This is a genomic window from Ruminococcus flavefaciens ATCC 19208 (assembly GCF_000518765.1).
In the GTDB taxonomy this organism is placed as follows: domain Bacteria; phylum Bacillota; class Clostridia; order Oscillospirales; family Ruminococcaceae; genus Ruminococcus; species Ruminococcus flavefaciens.
This window is the reverse complement of sequence record NZ_JAEF01000017.1, coordinates 83,922-106,710: the sequence shown is the minus strand read 5'-3', so window position 1 is coordinate 106,710 and position 22,789 is coordinate 83,922. Positions and strand designations below refer to the sequence as shown.

The 22,789-nt window shown below is 40.7% G+C and carries 17 protein-coding genes; 2 read left to right on the top strand and 15 right to left on the bottom strand.

Annotation, left to right across the window (positions count from 1 at the left end; genetic code table 11):
• Positions 1-18: 18 nt before the first annotated feature.
• From plsY to L870_RS18410, 13 genes are all read right to left on the bottom strand, one after another.
• Entirely contained in the window at positions 19-693 is a 675-nt protein-coding gene (gene plsY, locus L870_RS0105710) for a glycerol-3-phosphate 1-O-acyltransferase PlsY (protein ID WP_051411427.1), read from the bottom strand.
• Positions 693-2,021 (bottom strand): ribosome biogenesis GTPase Der, encoded by a 1,329-nt coding sequence (gene der / locus L870_RS0105705; RefSeq protein ID WP_028517327.1) that lies wholly within the window; start codon positions 2,019-2,021, stop codon positions 693-695. The genes plsY and der overlap by 1 nt, the downstream gene beginning before the upstream one ends.
• Before the next feature lie 44 nt (positions 2,022-2,065).
• Positions 2,066-3,367, bottom strand: coding sequence for a DUF512 domain-containing protein (locus L870_RS0105700; RefSeq protein WP_028517326.1), 1,302 nt, complete (start codon positions 3,365-3,367; stop codon positions 2,066-2,068).
• Between the two features lie 74 nt (positions 3,368-3,441).
• Positions 3,442-3,627 (bottom strand): 50S ribosomal protein L32, encoded by a 186-nt coding sequence (rpmF, locus tag L870_RS0105695; RefSeq protein WP_019678749.1) that lies wholly within the window; start codon positions 3,625-3,627, stop codon positions 3,442-3,444.
• A gap of 34 nt (positions 3,628-3,661) precedes the next feature.
• On the bottom strand, positions 3,662-4,111 hold the full coding sequence (locus tag L870_RS0105690; RefSeq protein ID WP_028517325.1) for a YceD family protein: 450 nt from the start codon (positions 4,109-4,111) through the stop codon (positions 3,662-3,664).
• 94 nt (positions 4,112-4,205) lie between these two features.
• Positions 4,206-4,613, bottom strand: a complete 408-nt coding sequence (locus L870_RS0105685; protein WP_028517324.1) for a hypothetical protein — start codon at positions 4,611-4,613, stop codon at positions 4,206-4,208.
• A gap of 70 nt (positions 4,614-4,683) precedes the next feature.
• The gene (locus tag L870_RS0105680) at positions 4,684-6,018 is read right to left on the bottom strand and encodes a glucose-6-phosphate isomerase (RefSeq protein WP_028517323.1); all 1,335 of its coding nucleotides are present in this window, start codon (positions 6,016-6,018) and stop codon (positions 4,684-4,686) included.
• Positions 6,019-6,153: 135 nt separating this feature from the next.
• Complete coding sequence (locus L870_RS0105675) at positions 6,154-7,272, bottom strand: D-alanyl-D-alanine carboxypeptidase family protein (RefSeq protein ID WP_028517322.1); 1,119 nt, start codon at positions 7,270-7,272, stop codon at positions 6,154-6,156.
• Positions 7,273-7,368: 96 nt separating this feature from the next.
• Positions 7,369-8,340, bottom strand: a complete 972-nt coding sequence (locus L870_RS18415; protein WP_051411426.1) for a M15 family metallopeptidase — start codon at positions 8,338-8,340, stop codon at positions 7,369-7,371.
• A gap of 64 nt (positions 8,341-8,404) precedes the next feature.
• Positions 8,405-9,469 (bottom strand): D-alanyl-D-alanine carboxypeptidase family protein, encoded by a 1,065-nt coding sequence (locus tag L870_RS16745; protein ID WP_051411425.1) that lies wholly within the window; start codon positions 9,467-9,469, stop codon positions 8,405-8,407.
• A gap of 186 nt (positions 9,470-9,655) precedes the next feature.
• Positions 9,656-13,288: a helicase-exonuclease AddAB subunit AddA gene (gene addA / locus L870_RS0105660; RefSeq protein ID WP_037271339.1), complete on the bottom strand. Its 3,633-nt coding sequence runs from the start codon at positions 13,286-13,288 to the stop codon at positions 9,656-9,658.
• A gap of 2 nt (positions 13,289-13,290) precedes the next feature.
• Complete coding sequence (locus L870_RS0105655) at positions 13,291-16,626, bottom strand: PD-(D/E)XK nuclease family protein (protein WP_028517320.1); 3,336 nt, start codon at positions 16,624-16,626, stop codon at positions 13,291-13,293.
• Between the two features lie 64 nt (positions 16,627-16,690).
• Positions 16,691-18,307 (bottom strand): glycoside hydrolase family 25 protein, encoded by a 1,617-nt coding sequence (locus tag L870_RS18410; RefSeq protein WP_028517319.1) that lies wholly within the window; start codon positions 18,305-18,307, stop codon positions 16,691-16,693.
• Between the two features lie 208 nt (positions 18,308-18,515).
• On the opposite strand from L870_RS18410, the gene L870_RS0105645 reads away from it, so the two are divergent.
• Positions 18,516-19,463, top strand: a complete 948-nt coding sequence (locus L870_RS0105645; protein WP_028517318.1) for an RluA family pseudouridine synthase — start codon at positions 18,516-18,518, stop codon at positions 19,461-19,463.
• On the opposite strand, the gene L870_RS0105640 is transcribed toward L870_RS0105645, so the two are convergent.
• Complete coding sequence (locus L870_RS0105640) at positions 19,460-20,311, bottom strand: prephenate dehydrogenase (RefSeq protein ID WP_037271336.1); 852 nt, start codon at positions 20,309-20,311, stop codon at positions 19,460-19,462. The genes L870_RS0105645 and L870_RS0105640 overlap by 4 nt on opposite strands.
• 156 nt (positions 20,312-20,467) lie before the next feature.
• On the opposite strand from L870_RS0105640, the gene L870_RS0105635 reads away from it, so the two are divergent.
• Entirely contained in the window at positions 20,468-21,205 is a 738-nt protein-coding gene (locus L870_RS0105635) for an N-acetylmuramoyl-L-alanine amidase (protein WP_028517316.1), read from the top strand.
• A 37-nt stretch (positions 21,206-21,242) separates the two neighbouring features.
• Here L870_RS0105635 and L870_RS0105630 read toward each other — a convergent pair whose 3' ends face one another.
• The gene (locus L870_RS0105630) at positions 21,243-22,667 is read right to left on the bottom strand and encodes a D-alanyl-D-alanine carboxypeptidase family protein (protein ID WP_028517315.1); all 1,425 of its coding nucleotides are present in this window, start codon (positions 22,665-22,667) and stop codon (positions 21,243-21,245) included.
• Positions 22,668-22,789 lie beyond the last annotated feature (122 nt).

The window sequence follows — 22,789 nt, the reverse complement described above, 5'->3', positions numbered from 1 at the left end:
TCCTTTCGTCTGATAGCCTCAGTTAATATTTATTTTGTTGAACGAAAATTTATTCTCATTTCCATCAATAAGACGTTGAATATTTGATCTGTGCATCCATATTACCATTGCCGCCATCGGAAGAGACAGCAGCATATAAATAAAGCTTCTTCCGAATGAATAGCCGTCTATAAGCCATGACATAAGCAGTGTAGCCAACGGACAGTAGGTGGTTGAGATAACGGAAGCAAGTGAGACATACTTTGAAAGTGCAAGTATAACTGCAAAAATAGCTATAAGAGCTAAAAACACCTTGTAATCAACTGCAAGGAATGAAGCTGCACCGACAAGCACGCCCTTACCGCCCTTGAATTCGTAATATATCGGGAAAACGTGACCGATTATAGCAAATAATCCTGCAATGTAACCGATATAATGGGTATCATTTCCCGGCATCATGCCTGCATGGAGCAGATGACAAACACCTCTTGCAAGAGCAACTGCGATTATACCTTTTGCAAGATCACCGATAAGTGTCAGAAGAGCACAGCTTTTTCCTGCACATCTTAATGTGTTTGTAAGGCCTGCATTTTTGCTGCCCATATCACGGATATCTTTTCCTGTCATCATTCTCACAACAATGATTGAGAAATTGATACTGCCAAGAAAATAACCTAATCCGGCAGCTGCAATAATTGAAAAAAACACCTTCATTATTTATCATTTCCCCCTCTCTCACGCACTATAAATCTTACAGGCGTACCTTCAAGACCAAATGTTGAACGTATCTGGTTTTCAATATATCTTCTGTACGAAAAATGGAAAAGATCAGCCCGATTTACAAAAGTTACAAATGTCGGCGGCTTAGTTGAAGGCTGAGTCATATAGTATATCTTCAGTCTTCTTCCCTTATCCGACGGCGGCTGGACTCTTGTAGTGGCGTACGCAAGTACATCATTGAGCATACCTGTAGATATTCTCATGCTGTTCTGCTCGTAAACGTACTTTATAAGCTCATAAAGCTTGTTTATACGCTGTCCTGTCTTGGCAGAAATGAACACAAAGGGAACATAAGACATAAAGCTGAAATCGTTTTCAAGCTTTGTTCTGTACTCCTGCATAGTTTTGTCATTTTTTTCTACAAGATCCCATTTATTTACAGCAACAACACAGGCTTTTCCCTGCTCATGGGCATATCCTGCAACTTTTGAGTCCTGCTCTGTAAAGCCTTCGGCTGCATCAAGCATTATCACGCATACATCAGCTCTGTCAACAGCCATATAAGCTCTGAGAACACTGTAATGCTCGACCTTTTCAGTTACCTTTGACTTTTTTCGTATACCTGCCGTATCAATAAATACGAATTTACCGTACTCATTTTCAATAACAGTATCCGTTGAATCACGTGTAGTTCCTGCTATATCAGAAACGATAACACGTTCTTCGCCTGCGATCTTGTTGATAAGTGAAGATTTTCCCGCATTAGGCTTACCGATAACAGCTACCTTGATATGATCCTCGTCATATTCTGTTTCTTCACTTTCAGGTAAGCTTTCATAAACCTTATCAAGCATATCTCCTGTACCATGACCATGAACAGAAGATATGGGATACGGATCACCAAGTCCAAGATTATAGAACTCGTACAGCTCCATAGGCGGATCACCGAGGCTGTCCACCTTATTAACAGCAAGAACGATAGGCTTTCCGCTTTTCAGAAGCATCTGAGCTACCGCATAATCATCGGCTGTTACACCGCATTTTATATCTGTAACAAAAACAATTACATCAGCTTTTTCAATAGCCAGCTCAGACTGTCTTCGCATCTGAGCGAGGATAACATCATCGCTGTCAGGCTCAATACCGCCTGTATCAACCACCATAAACTCTTTTCCGCGCCATTCACATTTGGAATAGATACGGTCACGTGTAACACCGGGAGTATCCTCAACTATTGACAGTCTCTGTCCGATAAGCTTGTTGAATAACGTTGACTTACCAACATTAGGTCTGCCAACAACTGCAACTATCGGTAATGACATATTTCTGCCTCCCCTTTCATATCTTAAAGTGTGATAATTCACAACTAATATTCAATTCCCATTATTGCGTCAAGCAGTTCATAACCATCGCTTGGCGTAGTTCGTATTTTTACATTAAGTGCTTTCTCAACATCATCTATAGTAAGATCGTCAAGAAAAACATCTGAATCTCTTCTGATCATAGCCTGAGACAAAAGAAGATTGTCCCCAAGATCTCTGCCGCTGAGCTGTGCAATAAGATCCTGAGCTGTTATAAGTCCCGTAACGGTTATAGTATCACCGAAAAAGTCATTTCGGATACGGTAAACATCACATTTCAGCATTGGAAATGATTCCTCAGCCTTTTTTGCAAGCATATTTATTGTACCAAAAGCGGAATAGCCGGTTGCAATGGAAACATGGCGTTCTCCGCCTTCCCATTCGGCTATTTCAAGTGCTTTTTCAAACTCATCGATCAATGAACGAAGCATTCCCACACCATTTTCATACTGTGAAAAATCTTCATATGCTTCCATTGGAGGAAGCTCTCTCTCTGCTATCAGATAAAACTCATCTGAGGGAAAAACAGTTCGTGTGCCGAATTTTTTGAGGAATATCTGCTGAAATTCTTCAATTATATCAATAGTTTCTCCTGCGCCCTTCTTATCAAAGCCAACAAGAGGGTAAAGTCCCTGGCGAAATTTAGTAACTCCAACAGGAACAACAGCCATACTTGTTATATTTGGCATAAGCGTACCAAGGTCAGTCAGAGAACGCCTGAGTTCGTCACCGTCGTTCAGGCCGGGACAGCAAACGATCTGACAATTAAGCTTTATGCCGCTTTGAGCAAGCTGCCAGATGAATTTAAGCTTTTCGCCCGCAAAGCGATTATGCATCATCTTTACGCGCAGTTCAGGATTGGTCGTATGGACAGAAACATTGATATTAAGCTTCATTTCAATGATTCTGTCAATATCCTCCTGTTTCATATTGGTAAGGGTAACATAATTTCCCTGCAAAAAGGAAAGTCTTGCATCATCGTCTTTGAAATAGAGAGTTTCTCTCATTCCGGGCGGCATCTGGTCAATAAAGCAAAAAACGCATTTATTGCTGCATGACTGTTTGCTGTCCATAAGGAACGTCTCAAACTCAAGACCGAGATCATCATATTCGTCCTTAATGATATGTATTGTTAAAGGAATGTTATCTCTTTCAATTTCGAGGGTAATATCAGTATCCGCAGCATAATACATATAGTCAAGGACATCTTTGATGTCATGACCGTTTATTCTGACAAGGGTATCGCCGCCTTGAATCCCGTGCTTATCACACGGAGAACCATGCATAACGCTGTTGATCTTAACCATAAAACTACTCCATACACTTAAAAAGGAGAGAAGGATCTCTCCTCCTCTCCTTCTCTTTTATCGGATCAAGCCGATTATTCAGCGTCGATCTTAAGGACCTCAACGCCCTTATAGAATCCGCAATTTTTGCAAACCTTATGCGGAGCCTTATATGCGCCGCAGTTATCACACTTTGACATTGCGGGTGCTTCAAGCTTCCATACAGCACTACGTCTCTTATCACGTCTTGCCTTGGAAGTTTTTCTCTTCGGTACAGCCATTCTGGCACCTCCTTAAAGAGCTTCACAGCTCAGATTAATTAAGATGATCACACTGAGACTCATTCAGATCACAGCCGCAGACCATACAAAGCCCTTTGCAGTCTTCCCTGCAAAGATTTTTTGTAGGCAGACTGAGAAGCATATCAGTCAGTGCGATTTCATTCAATTCAATGCTCTCACCATCTGTAACGATATAATCATCGTTATCATCATTGCTTATGGAAGGAACAACAATATGGTCGAAGCTGAGATCATAATCTCTCGAAAACTCCTTCAGGCATCTGTCACAAGTATGCATCAGCCTGAATACAGCAGAATAGTCAAGATAAACCACTCCTGCTCTGTTATAGAATTTTCCGCTCAGACTTACAGGCGTTTCAAAAACATAGCCTTTGATATCACCAAATTCATCTGCTGATATCTCGTAAGAGAACTCTTTTGATTCTCCGACAATATTGAATATCTGCTTTAAATTGATCTTCATACAACAATCCTTCAGAGCACTATAAGATATATTATACACCAAGCCAAGAAATATGTCAATAGTTCAGTGTAAAAATTTCAAATTTTTTGCAGAATTACTTAATGAACTGCTTAACGCTCTCAGGAAGCTCAGAAGCATCAGCTGAAACTGTGAAAACGATAGTAGCTTCTTCACCTGTAAGCTTGTCGAGCTTTTCAAAAAGTGCGCCAAGTACATCATAGTCACGGCCAACGATCTTGAGGATACCGTCAACGAAAACGTCCTTTATATCATAGTTGCCTGCGAGCATACCTGCAACGAAGCCGTAAAATGCATCTGCACCCTCGATAGCAAAGCTTTCAGTATCGCACCATCTAACTCTGAAGCTGATAGAACGTCTGATATTGTCGCCCTTTTCGATGCAAACAAGGTTGCCGTTTGTTGACTTTACAGCCTCATTGATATTGTCGATGAGTATCTTTGTTTTGCCTGTGCCTTTTTTTCCTGTAATAAGTTTAATCATAATTTACTCCTTCCGTGCCTTGCGGCATTTATGACGTATTTAGTTTTGCATTATGAGCTAAACAGACTTATCAGCCAAGCTTAGCCTCAAGAGCAGCCTTTGCCCCCTCATATCCCGGCTTGCCGAGAAGAGCGAACATATTTGATTTATAACTCTCAACACCCGGCTGATTGAACGGATTTACACCAAGTACATAGCCTGAAATTGCGCAAGCCTTCTCGAAGAAGTATATCATATAGCCGACGCTTTCTTCTGTAGTGTCGTCAAGTTCAAGAATAATATTAGGAACTCCGCCCTCTGTATGAGCGAGAACAGTACCCTCGAATGCCTTTCTGTTAACAACAGACATATTCTGATTTGTAAGGAAGTTAAGACCGTCAAGATTTTCAGCATCTGCTTCAAGGAAAAGATCAGTCTTTGGCTTCTTTATATCAACAACAGTTTCAAAGAGTATTCTTGCACCGTCCTGTATATACTGACCCATAGAGTGAAGATCAGTTGAGAATACAGCTGCTGACGGGAATATACCCTTGTTGTCCTTGCCTTCGCTCTCACCGAAGAGCTGCTTGTACCACTCAGACATCATAACGAAGCTTGGATCATAAGAAACGAGCATTTCTACAGACTTACCCTTTCTGTAAAGGATATTTCTGAGTGCAGCATATTTATAGCAGTCATTATTATCAAAATCAGCGCAGAAATCAGCCTGTGCCTTTGCAGCGCCCTTCATAAGAGCATCTATGTCACAGCCTGCAACTGCGATAGGAAGAAGACCAACAGCTGTAAGAACAGAGAAACGTCCTCCGACATCATCAGGAATAACAAAAGTTTCATAGCCCTCAGTATCAGAAAGGCTCTTGAGAGTTCCTCTTGCCTTGTCTGTTGTAGCAAAGATACGGTTTTTAGCCTCTTCCTTACCATATTTATCCTCAACCATTTTCTTGAAGATACGGAAAGCAAGTGCAGGCTCTGTAGTTGTACCTGATTTTGAGATAACATTTACAGAGAAGTCCTTGCCATCGCAAAGAGCAATGATCTCGTTAAGATATGCAGGATTGATGCTGTTTCCGACATAGTAGATGTCAGGTGTATCCTTCTTCATATTATTATAAAGAGGTGATTTAAGAAGCTCGATAGCAGCTCTTGCTCCGAGATAAGAACCGCCTATACCGATAACGATAAGGATATCGGAATTAGCCTTGATCCTCTCAGCAGCAGCCTTTATACGAGAAAATTCTTCCTTATCATAAGCAGTAGGAAGATCCACCCATCCTAAGAAGTCATTTCCAAGACCTGTTTTGTTCTGAAGAGACTGAGCAGCAGCCTCCACCTGTGCCTTGATTCCTGCAAGCTCGTCATCATTGACGAAATCCTTCAAGTATTTGGTGTTGAGTTTTAATGACATTAAAATTTACCTCCAATATGTATGGAAAGCCATACAAATATAATTTACCATCTTTATGATACTATATTTTTGATTTTTTTTCAAGTACCTTTACATAACATTTCCAACATTTGTATAAACCCTACAATTTTGATATCATTTTTCTATCATTTTAAGCAATGTTTGCTTTAAAACATAGCTCCACGATAGTTTATGAACAGCGCTTTTGGTTATGATATCAGTCTCAAAAACAATAGTATCACCGTTATAAAACGCAACCGCTCCGACAGGCTGACCTTCACGCACCGGAGCTGTAATATATTCGGGAATAACGACCTTCGCCCTGATAGTTTTATTCTCTTTGGGTACAGCCGCGCTCCCCTGTTCTTTTATACCTATTTCGACTGCCGATTCAACGCCGTTTTTAACCTTGATCGGGACAAGCATTTCTTCGGGAAATTCGGTCGAGACAACTCTGTATTTTGAAAAAGCCTCTTTAAGGAGTTCTTTTCCCTTCTTAAAAGATATATCTTCATTTTCTGCCCCAAAAACGGCCGCCACAAAAGTGTTTCCGTTTGAATTTCTGCCGCCTTCTGCTAAAAAGAAGCCTGTATCCTCAGAATGACAGGCTTTGAACCCGATATGCGGCTCATAAGTCCTTGTAAGTGTATTCTCGCTCACAAGCTCTACCTGTTGATTTTTTACGAAATCCCGCCATGTCTTGAAATACGGCTGCAAAAAATCATATTTTGAAAGTTCCGAGCATACAAGAGCAATATCGTATGCCGTCGTATATTCAAGTTCGTTATAATAACCGTAAGGAGATACAAAATAAGAGTCACGGAGCCCAAGTTCAAACGCCTCGGCATTCATGTCCATAACAAAAGTTTCGATATCACCTGAAACAGCTTCTGCAAGAACGGTCAGTGCATCATTGGCATTGCCTATTATAACAGCCTTCAGCAACTCATCGACAGACAATTTATCTCCGCTCTGAAGCCAGATGACCGAACCTTTAGTTCCGTTTACTCTTTCAGAAGCTGTAAGCTCATCGGAGATCGAAAGTTCACCATTATCAATATGCAGTGCAATTACAAGAATGCTCATTAATTTTGAAAGATAGCCTGCATTCATTCTCGTTTTTTCGTTTTTGGCATTAATAATTGTTCCTGTATCAGCTTCCATAACCACATAAGCTTCAGGCTCTGAGACCTCTGTTACATCAGCGCTTATGAATGTAAGCGAAATCAGAATAAAAGCAAGAAGAAACAGCATTTTAAAGCAGCTCCGCATAAATATCACCTCATATAACAATATGCGATGACAACGAATAAAATGAAAAGGAGCGGTACAAAAACCGCTCCGTAAAAATCAATTTTTCTGCATTATTATAAACGAATTCCTGTTATCACCCGACAATTCGTAATTTCCCGATATAGGCACTCTGGTCTCGAGTCTGTCGTCATTGCCCGAAACGCTGTATATCTGGTATGACTCGTTGTTGAATGTAAAGGAATATGGTTGTTCAAAGGTATACTGTTCAAGATAATCAATATACTCTTCGAGACACATTTCCTTACTTGCCATAATAGCTGCGTGAACTTCGCCTACAAATCTGAGATGCCACGGACAATAATCATTGCCTGTTTTATTCTTCTTACCTTCAGGATATCTAACTACAAAACCGTACTTCCAACAGTTCTCGTCTACCCAGCCTTCAGCATCACAGCCATCGTATTCAAGAATATTTCCGTACGCATTTAAAGCAAGATCAACACAATATCCCGCTTTAGACTCGCTAAATCCCTTCGAGCACGGAGAATCCTCTCCTGTATCTGTATCCGTAGTTCCGTAAACCATAAAGTCCGCAAGCCCCGTCTCGTTAGCATAATCCTCCATCATACGATTGAGAGCGTCTGCTGCATCATCATCGAGATATAATCTTTTTTCATCAGCAAGAGAATAGAACTCGTTTTTCTCTTCTGCAAGATCTACCAATTGTCCCTGGTCGCTTGCTCTTGCAGGAGCTTTCTCCGTATATAATGAAAGAATACCCTTTGATACATCATCTTTTGAAAGCTCATATTCTGAATAGCCCAGATATTTTATACCTTCAAAAGCTGTTGTTGCCTCATTCGTTGTTTCGTATGAAAGGCCGGTGCTTGCCGAAAGCTCTGCAACTTCCAAAGAATTGCGGAAGTCTCCGTGAACCTTTATATTATACGGCTGCTGACTTTCAAAACTTCTTCTTAAACAATCAGCTCCGAAAAGTGTCCCAACTGTTATACCCATTGCAAGAAAAACACGGCCTACTCTGAGCCTGCATTTCTTTATCTCACTCATCTTTCTATGTCCTCCAAGGTTTTGTTCTACACTAAAAGCCGCCTATTTATCTGCTTTTTTATATTTATTCAGGCGGCGTATATGCTTTACCGCCTGTGCAGTAAACGCTGTACGCGCTTAACGTATTGTATACATTGTTCCAATTTGTATTGCCTCCGCAGAGCACGAGTATATATGTCTTTCCGTTTATCTCTGCAAAAGTTGCCATGCAGTTTCCTGCTTCATCTGTAAATCCGGTTTTTCCGCCGATTATCTTTACCCCGGGCATTTCGTCACCGTACATTCTGCTGAAAAGTGTACTTTCAAACGTAAGACCATCGGGATTTTGTTTTGTAGGCGGAACTTTATACTCAACTGCTGAAAGAACTTCCCGACAGACAGGATCTTGTATTGCATATTCAAGCATCATAGCAATATCCTCGGCTGTACTGTAATTATCTTTATCATGAAGTCCCACAGCATTTGTAAAATTCGTATTTTTTAAGCCTATTTCCCTGCATTTGTCATTCATAAGCCTGACAAACGCTTCCTCACTGCCTGCAACGTATTCAGCCGCTGCAAGTGAAGCATCTGCTCCCGAGCACAATATCATGCCATAGAGAACATCCTTTAGTGACGGAGTCTCATCAGGCTCAAATCCTGCCCTTGAAGCATCCAGAGCAATATAAGGTGCTACCATATCATATGTGATCGGTACAGTAGCTGAAAGATCATCTATATTTTCGACAGCAACGATCAGCGTCATTATTTTTGTAAGCGACGCGGGATACAGTTTAATTTGTTCATTTCTGTAAGCGACCACTTCACTGTCGTCAACATTTATCAGGATAGCATTTTTCGCGTCGTAATCTTTTGTAAATTCCTTAGACTTGTCCGTCTTTTCAGGGAAAATAATAAAAGGCACCGCCGCTTCTCCTGTATGTTCTGTAGTAGTTTCGGAAATATCAGACAATTCGTCTGTATGTGCAGCAAAGCTGTCCGATACAGCACTATCAGGAACAGTACGCCTGTTATGCTTTATCAGATACTTCGCAGCAGTTATTCCGCCAAATATAAGAACTAAAAGGAAAAACGCTGTGCCTGCTTTTAACAAGTTAGCATTGCGCCATTGCTTCCTTCTTTTGTTCATTCTACACCTCAATTTTATATCTCTGTATCTTTCATTATAATACAATCTTCATATATTGTCAACAAAATTTGCAAAATCTACACTTTGCACAAATTTGAACATACTTAATATTGCAAAACGCTATATGACATGTCTGACCATATATAGAAAAAGTCCCTGTAAATCTGAATATACAGGGACTTTCCTTTATATCTCAACTGCAATATGTTTTTTAAGTTCAAACGAATACAAAAAGGCTTCTTTGACCTTCTTGCCTGTTGTGAGCTCAATAGCAGCTTTATACAGTTTAAGCTGCATAGAATACCTTTCTTTCAGCTTGTCCAGAGACACTCCTCTGTCCGACTTGTAATCAACAATAACAATTCCGTCTTTTTCTTCAAACATAAGGTCAATAATTCCCTTTATCATGCCGTCGGAATGCTTGAGCTTCTCAAGAGCTTCGTTCTCAGCGTTTAGCTGTGAAACAGCCACCATGAACTTCTTTTCTCTGACATAAGATATCGAAGCACATATGCGTTCATATAATGAACTTACAAAAAATGCTTTTACATTATCAATATTTATCGACTCTGCTTCCGCTAAGGATATATATCCTTTGTTCATTACATTCTCGATCTCTGCCTTTGTGTCGTTGATAGCATTTTCAAAATTACAATACTGAAAGAAGGTATGTATTGCTGTTCCTCTTTCAGCTCCGCTTAGTCCTGAACCTGTTGACTTGAATTTAGGACGCTTGAGCTTGAAATCGAAGATTTCCTTGCTGTTTTTCAGCTTCTTTGTGATCTCGGTAACACTTAGCTTTGCAGGAGTTTCCGAGAGAGTTTTATCGTATTGATATGAGATTATGGCTTTCATATCCGATATCAGTTTCTCATCAGGCAATACTTCGTCATTTTCATCGTCCTGCTCCGTAGCTGATATATCTATACCGTCAACAAATTCGTACTCAAAAAGACGCGTTTCATTTTTTAGTGAACCGCCCGAAGGTACTTTATCAAGCTCATAATGCTCTGATATCTCCGTAAACGACGCATCACGAATAATACTTGCCCATATCCAGTCCGAGAAGCTCTTCGCTTCGCATACACTGTCAGTTATGTCTCCGTTATGAAGTATGCAGCTCTCTGCAATGGAATTCACTCTTTTCAGTGCTTTTTCGCCGCATTTCAAGTTGATAAAAAGCTTCTGCTTGGCTCTTGTAAGTGCAACATACAAAAGGCGCATTTCTTCGCTTCTTGTATCCTGTTCCTCCTCAGCAGAAAGCATTACCTGCTGAAAGGTCTTGTATTTTCTGTAGAGAGCAGGATCATACAGCACATAACCTATCCTTCCGTCAGGACTGCACATAACTATTTTAGAGTCGAACTGAAAATTCACCGACGTTTCCGCGATAAAAACAAAAGGAAATTCCAGTCCTTTTGATCTGTGCATAGTAATCACCGAAACATAATCACCGGAGGAGGCTGCTACCTTTCCCTGAGCATAGTCTCCGTTTTCCAATACTCTGTCAAGATGTCTCAGAAAGCCGTTAAGACCGCCTGAGCCATCAAACATAGCTGTCTTTTCGTAATTCTGAGCATACTGTATAAGCGCGCGCAGATTGGCTCTTTTCTTTTCTCCGTCGCTATAAAGCTGCATAACTGATATAAAGTCTGTTGAGTCGTATATCTCGCCTATAAGCTCGCCTATAGTCATGGTAACTGAATCAAGACGAAATGCATCTATAGATTCAAGGAAATCACAGCATCTGTCACGAAGGAACATATCATCGCATTCAGGATACTCTCCGTCTGCTATTCCGCGTATTATCGGAAAGAGCGCTCTCTTTTTATCATAAGACCTTATAACGGCTATATCCTCGATACTGAACATATACATAGGCGAAGTCATTACGGCTGCAAGAGGTATATCCTGTATCGGATTGCTTATTACTCTTAACAGATCAATAAGCACAGCTATCTCTCGTGCTTTAAGATATCCCGATTCCTCGCTGCCCTTGGCAGCAATGCCAATTTTGTTAAGTTCTTCCGCATATGTGTTTATATGCTTGTTGTTCCTTACAAGTATGCAGAAATCAGAAGGACAGCATGGACGCTCCGAGCCGTCTTTATCTGTGACTGTTACACCTGCTCCGAGCATATCCGATATTTTCTTCGCTGTATATACCGCCTCAATATTCAGCTTTTCAGCTTCTTCATCTTCGGCTGCATCATCGTTTATAAATGCAATGTGGGTAAGTCTCTGCGGCGCATTATTTTCCGAGTAATATTCTGCACCGAAATATAGCTTTTCATCGTCTGTATAGTTTATATCTCCGCATCTTTCAGTCATTATCTGAGTAAAGACAAAATTTACAAAATCAATTACCTGCGGTGAGCTTCGGAAATTCTTATTTAGAATAACAGCCTGATTCTTACATATGTTTTCAGGCGAATAAGGTCGAGAGCTGTGAAGAGTATTTATAAAATTCTTCGGATTTGCGAGTCTGAAACGATAAATAGACTGCTTGACATCACCTACAAGGAATACATTTGTTCCGTAAAGAGGCTCTCCGTTATCATCAGTACGGAAATTCTTTGAGATAAGCTTAAAGATCAGATCCTGCTTGTTGTTTGAGTCCTGATACTCATCTATCATTATGATGTCGTAATAATCAGCTATCCTCTCAGCTATTTCACTTCTTACAATATTTCCGCTGTCATCCGACTCGGTAAGCAGCTCCAACGCTAATCTTTCTCCGTCATCGAAGGAAAGACCGTTTTTCTCGCATTTCTTTTCCCAGATAAGCTCCTGATACTTTTTCAGCATTTCCGCAAGAATCACAGTTACTTCTCCGCACTCTCTGTAATCGCTCTCAACAGACAATACACTGTTAATTACTTTTACCGCAGTCTTTTTTATAAGATCCCGCCTTTTCTTGTATACCTCACGCAGCGCTTTGTCATGCGGAGTTTTTCCTACTCTTACAAGGTCGGAGAACGCCTGTGCATTTGCCGCTTCGTTTTCATCGGGAAGTCTGTCAGTTCTGAAAACAGCAAGAAGATCGGATATTCTGTCATAGTCCTCTTCCGCAAGTGCATATGACTTTACCGCAGCTGCCGATGACATATCAGGGAAGATCCTGCTGATAAGACCTATATTATCATCGGCTGTTTTTAGCGCTTTTTCAAGCTCTGATATCATAGAAGCCGTAAGGCTTCTGAAATAATATGAGTCCTTTATATCGCCCTTATACATTTCAACAGCTTTACGAAGCCACTTATCCCTGAAAGCTACAGACGAAAGAAAATTATCTGCTCTTTCTATTACTTCAATGAGTCTTTTCTCGTCCTTTATGCAGAATCTGTCATACATGAAGGATATCTTTTCGTACTCATTCTCACTGTAATAGTTTATAAGCTCGTCCATAGCACGTGCTCTGAGCACCTTGTTATCACTGTCATCAAGTACCGTAAATCCCGAAGTAACACCTGTTTCGCCCATATTGTCACGTATAAGGTCAAAGCAGAAGGAGTTTATAGTAGATATTCTTGCGCTCTGGAGAAGTATCTGCTGTTTTAAAAGATGTTTATCGTCGGGACGTTCATTTATAAGCTCTCTCAGCTTTATATCAAGACGTTTTTTGAGTTCGGAAGCCGCGTCATTTGTAAATGTTACAACGACCATTCTGTCTGCCCTTACGCCTGAGCTGCTGTCTGCAATGAGCTTGATAAGCCTTTCTGTAAGAACTGCTGTTTTGCCGCTTCCAGCCGCAGCCGAAACAATAAGAGATGTATCTCTTGCATCAATGGCGTTCTGCTGTTGTTGCGTCCAGCTCATGTTCACTTCTCCTTTCCGCTGAATTTATTGCCGAGTATCTCCTCTGCTTCCAAGACCTGAGATATATCAGGTGTCCTTTTGTGTTCAAGCTCGGAATTATCACATATATTTGAGTATTCGCAGTAGGTACACGGTATGTTTCCGTCGATAACAAGAGGCTCTGCTTCTGCATTGCCATCAAGAAGGGACTCCGCCATGCTTACAAGCTTGGAATAGGTGTAATTTCTCAGCTGTGTCATACCCTCTGCGGATACACAGGAAGAGTTTTTATCGGGTACTCCGTTCTTATCAAGCTTTACAGGTATGAATTCTCCGCCTACATCTTTTTCCATAGCCTCAAGTATATCAATATCTCCCAGCACAAGACCGCTTGTTTTTAATGATGACTTTACCGCACTGCTGTTTCTTGATGCTACCTTATGTGATTCAAGATGAACATCTGATATCCTTACGGGAGAATAAAGAACTCCCGCAGGCTCATAGCCTTCGTATAAGCCGCCTTTATCGGTTGAAGCGAACAGATAAAGCAGCATCTGCATATTTATTCCGCAGGCGAGAGTTTCGGCAGTTATCTCCTTGCGGCTGCTCTTATAATCTATTATTCTGAGGTAATCCTCGCCGTTTATACTGCAAACATCTGCTCTGTCGACTATACCTCCAAAGCTCAGATTCTTTTTATCAGCGAACGGAAGAACCACCGAGTGACTTTCACGAAGGTCCAGCTCAAAGTCATGTGGCACAAAATCCGAAGCCATAAGAGATTGCTGCGTATAAAGAAACACATCTGACATACGCTCGGTAAGCTTGTTGAATATCAGCTCAAATTTCGCATCTTTACCGAAATCACCTGCAAGGGTTTCGTTCTTATACTTTTCAGCACACCTATTCACTTCATTCTTTACATCATCATATGACATATTTACAAAGTCAGACTTTGTACGTAAAGCAAGTATACCGTAGAAGCACTCATGTGTAAGTTCACCTGCTATCCTTGCGTCAAGGCTGACTTTTTCATTCAGTCTTAATCTGAGGCATTTATCACAGAAATACTTAAAGTGGCAGAGATTATACTCTTCAAGACCTGTTGAAGACAGCCTGAGCGGCTCAAAGTCCTGAATTTTCTCCATAATGCTTCTGCCTATCTTGTAATTCTGAGCGCGATCGCCCCTGTTGAGAACATAATTAAGCCTTCTTCGATACTCAGGATCGCTCATAAGCATTTTCTTAATAGAAGCAACCGTAGCATCTGCGGTGTTGCGCTCCTGCATATAATGATAAAAAGCTGAATGAAGCGTTACAGCATAGAAGTCAACAGGAATATCGTCATCTTTTTTTCTGATGCTTTTATCCCCGAACATTCCTATTATCCTGTCGATTATTGGCGCAGGATATTTAGCCTGTCCTGCAAGATCAGAAAGCGGATAGGTTATAAAAAGCTTATCCGAAGCCGCAGATATTGCCTTATATACTACAAGACGCTCTGACGCAATAAGCTCGGACAGCGAAGTAGAAAGCTCTATCCCATGTTCAGCAAGCTTGGATCTATCAGCTTCCGAGAAAAGTCCGTGCAGACTTATCTGATTCGGGAAATCTCCGTCATTTGCTCCCATTATGAAAACTATTTTCGGAGAATCAAGTCGCGCCATTCTTGCAGAAGCAGCTGTGACAGCATCAAGAGTCTGAGGCGGAACGGAGTATTTTATCCTGCCGATCATTGATCTGATGATCCTGTTGAGCTCAGAAAAGCTTATTTCACGCTCTCCGAGAGTATCGTTGATACAGTCAAGTATATCTATAAGGCAGCCCCATAACCTTTTCAGCTCTGCCGCTTCATAGTCCTTGTCCTGATCTATAAGTCCTCCCATAAGACGGGCTGTATTTTTTTCTGCACCGCATTGAACAAGATGATCGTACAAATGCATACACATCTTATCTGCTGTTTTATCACGCTTCAGGCGTTTTTTCAGCTTTATGATCGGTTCGGTAACACGGCATCTTATCCCTTCAAGGAGTTCAAGCTCGTTATCCTGTGCCGTGAACGGCTCCGTCCACATATCACCGTCAACGTCCCATTTATAGCAATAATTTTCAAGCAATGAAGCTTCCGTAAGCGATACATCAAGAAGTCCGCTTTTCAGAAGCCTGAATATCTGTTCAGACCTGAATTTACGGCTCACGAGAATATCCAGAAGAGTAAGAAAGAATACCATGACAGCAGTATGGTCAACAGCTTTTTCAAGGCTGAGAAAATACGGGATATCGTATCTTTTGAATGCTGCTTTCAGAACATCTGAATAGCTTGCGATATCATTTGAGATTATAGCAATATCACGATATCTGAGTGAACGATCCTCATACAGCAGATGCTTTACTGCAGCACATACATATTCCGCTTCGCTGTACATATCTCTTGCTTCAAAGATATGGATATTCTCCGCTTCAGGTGCATTGTCAGGCTCATTCCTGAGATTTCTCAGTGCGCGGCTGCTTACATATTCAAGATCAGGAGTTTTGAACCTGTAGTATTCATTACATTCGGTTATGATACTCTCTTTACCAAGCTCATGGCATATGCCCGACAATTTTCTGTATGTATCGTTTACTGTTTCAAAGAGAGTGTATTCCCCTGCATTAACATCATCTGTTCTTAAGGCTATAATTACGTTTTCAGCCGAAGAAAGCATTACCCTCAGCATTTCATACTGATCAGCGGTAAAGCTCTCAAACTCATCGAGAAATACAGTCTTTCCGCAAAAATATCTGTTCAGATTAGCAACACTTGCAGCTTCGCGTATATTGTCAAGCTCGTCCTTGAAACCGTATTCTTCCATTAATCGCTGATATTCAAGGAATATGGCTGCCACATCATTGGTCTTGTCCATAAGCCTTCTGTCGAGAAACTGCGAACGCAGCATAAGCTCATCGGGAGTTACTCCTGAACGCTTCATATCACGTATCAGAGTTGTTATCTCCTCCGCAAAGCCGCTCTGCATACTCTGTCTGCGGAAGCTGCTGAGGGACTCAGGACGCGACAAAGCTGATGAAACAGCCTGATACACAAGTATCATCTTAGCCATTTCATCAGCAAACTCACCTTTTCTGTCAGGATCACCGTATATCTGAAAAAGCTGTCGTGCGAGACCTGTAAAGCTCAGTGAAAAGAGCTCGTTGAAATTCTCGGCACCGAGGTAGAAATACAGCTTTTTATCAAAATCCTGCGAATACTGTTCAGGGACCAATATACATAATTTATCCGCAGCAGAGCACTTTTCCTCTATACGCCCGAACATCTTAGTAGTTTTTCCGCTGCCCGACGGACCGATAATGAATTCAACCATGATATCTCCTGTTATACAAAATATGCATACCGCTTAATACGGTATGCATATTGGATTTCATTGCTCAAAAACCGTTAAGATGAGCTTCTTTCATAACCTTCGGGAAATTGATATATGCGTAATCGCAGTTTACAATCCCGTTTATTCCGTTTACCTTGCCTGTATTTGAATACTGCCACATATTGTAGTTTTTGGTAAATCCCGGCTTTGCAACTCCGTAATGTGCTACCCAGACATCGTAAGCCTTGAATAATGATTCATCAAGTCTTGTGCTGAGGAAGCTAACATTGCTCTTGATACCTACATAATAGCCCTTTTTCTCAAGAGTTGAACAGAAAGCCTTTGCAATGTCGGAAAGCTCCTTGTTGCTCAGTGAATTAAGACAGACATCTTCAAGGCTGTAATATACAGGATATGCAAATTTCTTACCCTTTATTACTTCGTAGCAAGCTTCAGCCTCAAGAACTGCGTCCTCCGGAGATGAAGCATAGCTGTACCAATATACTCCGCAATCGATGCCAACCTTTGCTGCACCTTCGATATTTGCCTCAAAATACTTATCCTTCTGAGAAGCAAGATTACCGTAGCCTGCACGTACTATAGCATAGTCTACACCTGACTGTGCAACCTTGTCCCAATCTATCTTAGCCTGCCATACCGAAACATCAATTCCTTTAGCAACGACCTTATCTGTTGATGCAGGGTGTTCTACAGAAGAAACATTTGTCTCTGTTCCATCTGGATCATAAGTATCAGGTGAAATAATATAAGGATAATTTATGTAGCAATGATCGAGATCAACAACTGTATCAATACCGTTGACTCTTCCGCAATCACTATGCTGCCACATACCGTAATTTCCTGTATATCCGGGAACTTTAACGTTCCAGTGAGCTACCCACACATCATATTTGTCAAGTATCTGCTGATATACCTTAGTTGTCAGCAGACTTGAAAAGCTGTATACGCCTGCACGATATCCCTTTGACTCGATAGTTGAGCAGAAAGTGTCTATCATAGCAGATACCTCAGCAGTTGACATCTTCTTATGCTTTGGCTCTTCAATATCAAAATAAACAGGATACTGAATGGTATAATCCTTTATGATCTGATAACAGCCCTCTGCTTCCTGACGAGCATCTTCAGCATTATCAGCATAGCTGTACCAGTAGATACCAACATTCATGCCGACCTTCTGGGCTTCTTCAATATTATATTTGAACCATGTGTCGATCTGATTGGGATACTTATATGCATTACCGTAGCCTGCTCTTATAATAGCGAAATCAATTCCGCTTGCCTTTACAGTTTTCCAGTCGATCTTGCCCTGTGCATAAGAAACATCAATGCCTTCGGAATTTCTGTACATAAGCTCGGGATCGCCCGCATGAAGCTTCACATACTTCTGATGTGCATCATAAATATCAAATACATTGAATGGCGTTTCAGATACTGCTTCAACAGCAGGCTCCGCAGTATCAAGTTTTACATCTGACGAGCTTCCGACAGCCCATACGTTTGATGATATTCCCTGGCTGCCCGACTCTTTACTTTCTTCAAAAATTGTGCTATCATATATATCAGTAACAGGATTGTTCGCAGCGAAAGCCTGCAACGCTGTAACCGAACACATAACAGTACTGCATATCAATACTGAAAGCAAGCTTTTTAATTTGCCCATGGCTGATCTAACTCCTTTTCGTAAACGTCACAAAAAGAAAACATTGTGAACGTTTCAATTTTGTATATTATAACATTTTTTCAGATATAATTCAACCTCTAAAGCTGAAAAAGAAGATTTAAACATTAAATTTTGTAAGGTATGAAGAAAAACAGGATTTTTTTTTGTAACTTATAGATACTTTTTTGTAACATTTGGGAGATGAAAAATGAAAGAATTTGTAATTAATGACAATGACAGTGGTCAGAGAGTAGATAAATTTGTTGCAAAAGCTCTCCCTGATCTTCCTAAAAGTATGATGTATCGACTTATTCGCAAAAAGGACATAAAGATAAACGGTAAGAGATGTAATATCTCAGACCGCCTCAATACAGGAGACGTTATAACAATTTATGTCAAGGACGAAGTTTCTGCCGCGAAAAAACATGATATGAATTTCCTGAAATGTTCACCCGAACTTGACATAGTTTATGAAGATGAAAACGTTCTCATAGTGAACAAGCCCGTAGGTCTCGATTCTCACTCAAACGGCAGCCCCATGACTGAAACTCTTATTGACAGGATAAAGCACTATTTATATAATAAAAAAGAATACCTTCCCGATTCCGAAAGCTCATTTGCACCTGCTCTTTGCAGCCGCCTTGACAGAAACACCTGCGGACTTGTTACAGCCGCTAAGACAGCAGCAGCCCTTAGAACTATAAATGAAGCAATACGCACTGGAAATGTACATAAAATATACCATTGCATAGCTGTAGGAAAGCTTCCCCAAAAAGAAGATATAATCACCGCTTATCACCAAAAAGACGAGTCAAGAAATCTTGTAAAGATCTCCGACTCGCCTATTGACGGTTATAAACCAATAAAAACAGGATATCGCGTTCTCAAGGAAAAAGGTCAGCTGTCCCTTGTGGAAGTAAAACTCTATACGGGAAGGACTCACCAGATACGTGCTCATCTTGCACATATCGGTGCACCTATCCTCGGTGACGGAAAATACGGAATAGTCGCTGTAAACAAAAGGTACAGCACCTTCCGTCAGGCACTATGTGCCTTTTCGCTTGAATTTCATATTCCTGAAAGCTCTGATATGCATTATCTCAATGCATTAAACATAAAAGCACCCACACCTGATTTTGAAAAAAAGCTCTTTTAGTTAGGCTGACCGACTCTGTGTCTGAGGTTCTCTTCTTTAAGCTCACGACCTTCCGCAATGAGCGCACGCATAGTATCTGCATCTGATTTTTTCAGTGCCTCACTGTACTTCATAAGGTTGCCGATAAGTATATCAAGCTCATACTGAAGGTTTTCCTTATTCTGCATAAAGAGGTCGGTCCACATTCTTTCATTCATAGTAGCTATTCTTGTCATATCCTGAAAGCTTCCGCCGCTGAATCCGCATTCAAGTCCAAGCTCGGGGCTCTTTACATATGCGCTGGATACGATATGAGCAAGCTGTGATGTATAAGCTATCATTTTATCGTGATTCTCGGGAGAAGTAACAACTATCTTGCCTGCTCCGACTTCCGCTGCAAGCTTTCTCAGTAATTCCGTATCCTCTTCTCTGCTGTCATCAAACGGAGCAACAATAAAATTGGCTTTTACGAACAGATCCGCTGTACTGTTGTAATATCCGCCGAACTCCTTTCCTGCCATCGGGTGGATACCTACATATCTGAGTCCGTTTGTCTCAGCTATTTTTTTCATGCGCTCAGAAAATGCGCCCTTAATACCGCATACGTCGGTAATAAGAGTGTTTTTGCTTATCTCGGCAGCGTGATCTCTGAAAAATCTCTCCGTTCCCTCAGGGAAAAGAGCAGCTATAATAAGATCATAGCCGTTATAATTACCGTCAAAAACTTCATCAAGCGCAACGTCACGAAGTGCAGCATTTTCTATATCATGGTTAAGATCACAGCCGACAACAGTGTGATAAGTATATTTTTTCAGTGCCTTACATAATGATCCGCCTATAAGACCAAGTCCGACAACAAGAATTTTCATTGCAAAATACCTCCGATATTCTTTTATCATTTAAAGTATAACGCTTTAAAAGAAAAAAGTCAATAGCATATTGCTATTTTATAATAACAATTTATTCTGACCGAGCATAAAATAATATGAGAGATATCTCAAAACCAATAAGAATGGAATGATTTTATGCCAAAGGTCTTTTTGAGTCCGTCTACGCAGGAATGGAACAAATATGCCACAGACGGCAATGAAGAATTATATATGAATTTACTCGCTGACAGGATAGAACCATATCTTCGCTCATGCGGAATAAGCTTCGTTAGGAATGATCCTGCTCGAAATGTCACGGGAGCAATTGCAGATTCAAATGCAGGATATTACGACGTTCATCTTGCCCTGCATTCAAATGCAGCTCCTGAAAACCTTGTAGGAAAGCTAAGAGGCATAGATATCTACTATGCCCCCAAAAGCTCTCAGAGCGAAAGGCTCGCAAATATCATAGCAAATAACCTGAAATCCATTTATCCGCTGCCTGATAAGGTCAGAGCCATACCAACGTATTCACTCGGCGAGGTATTAAGGACGAAGGCGGTCGCCGTACTTTGCGAGCTTGGTTACCATGACAATTATGCCGATGAAGCATGGCTGAAAAGCAATCTTGAAGCTATAGCAAGAAATATTGTTGATTCACTGTGTGACTATTTCGGTATCCCATTTGTTCCCGCAGGAGCAGTCCGCTGGGGCACAGTTACAACTGACGGAAGCAATCTTAATATACGGGATTATCCGAGTCTTTCAGGCAATATAATAGGCTCTATGCCCGACGGTGCACAGGTCATGATAAACGGAGAGTCAAACGGCTGGTATATTGTCAATTATAACGGAACTACAGGCTATTCGAGCAGTCAGTTCATAACACTGTAAAAAAATACCGTACAGAATAACTGTACGGTATTTTGCTTTATTCATCTTTATTCTGCGGCGGACGTCTGCGCTTCTTCTTGTCATTCATCTTAGGAACAGCGTAAATAGGCTTCATAGGCTTTGCCTTGCTCTTGAATACTATATAAGAATAAATACATACAAGAATATAGATAGCACATAAGAGGAATGATACCAGAAGCGCTTTATTGAACCATTTGGACTTACGGAACATTTTAGCAGCATAAATATTATATTTTGAAGTTGAACGTTCAACATTGCTTACTGCTACGATCTCAACTTTTCCAAGCTCTTCACCTGAATACTCAAGTGTAACTTCTCCAAGCGGTTCACCCTTGGCAACAGGTGCCTGAAGTGAATTCTTGTACCATACCACCTTATCACGGCTGATCGTAGAAATGTCTATCTCATCATACCACAGAAGCGTAAACTCTTCTTTAGGACGTGCAAGTACATAATCATTACCCTCTGCAAGTTCAACAGGAAGCTCTCCTACCTCGGCAGTATCCGCAAGTATCACCTGATATGAAAAATGATTGAATGCCCAGTTGAAAAGTGACTTAGCATCAACAATATGATAGAAAGTCGTTTCACCGTCAGCATCGTTCAAAGGCGATTTCATAAGAACTGCAAGATACTTGTTTCCGTCACGGCTTGCCATTGTAACGATATTTCTTCCTGCAAGTTCAAGATTTGCGGTTTTTATACCCTTAGCTCCGTTATAGGTATAATCTCCGTCAGGCTCCATCATAATATTTGAATGAGTCCATACCCATTCAGTCGCCTGATTAGGATGACTTTTCAAATTAGGAACAGAAGGAGTATACGAGTACGTTGTGGAAATATTTTCAAAGTAAGGAACAGTAAGTGCATACATTGTAAGCGCAGCCATATCGTTGGCAGTTGTATACTGATCGGGATCATACATACCCGTCGCATTTGTGAAGTGAGTATCATTTAGTCCAAGCTCTGCTGCCTTCTCATTCATCATCTCAACGAACTTTGAAGTATTGCCGTCACCGACTTTATACGCAATGGTCTCTGCTGCTTCTACCGAAGAAGTAAGCATCATCGCATACAGCAGGTCAGTCATAGTAAGCACATCACCGTCAAGTATCTCCGCAAACCTGAGATCATCGGGGTATTCTATATTATAGAGATAATCATAGACCGATTCGTCTATCGTGATCTCTTTTGAAAGATCAGGAAAATTTTCAATACAGACAACAGCTGTCATAATATTTACAAGAGGTCCGGGCATCTGTTTTCTGTCAGCATTTTTCTGATGTATTACCGTTTTTGTATCAAGATTTACAAGCACAGCCGATTCGCTCATAATACTAACATTCGACGGAAGCGGAAAATTAACAGCTTCTGATCTCATACAGCACATAAACGGCAAAACCATTATAATTGCTGCAAGTGTACATAATAACCTTTTCATATATTCTCCTTTATTTAAACGCAATAATAAGCGATATTTTCAATATAGAGACTCCAAATTTTATTATACCAGATTTTTTCGGATTTTAAAAGGGGTTTCAGAAAAATTTTTTTAAATTTCAG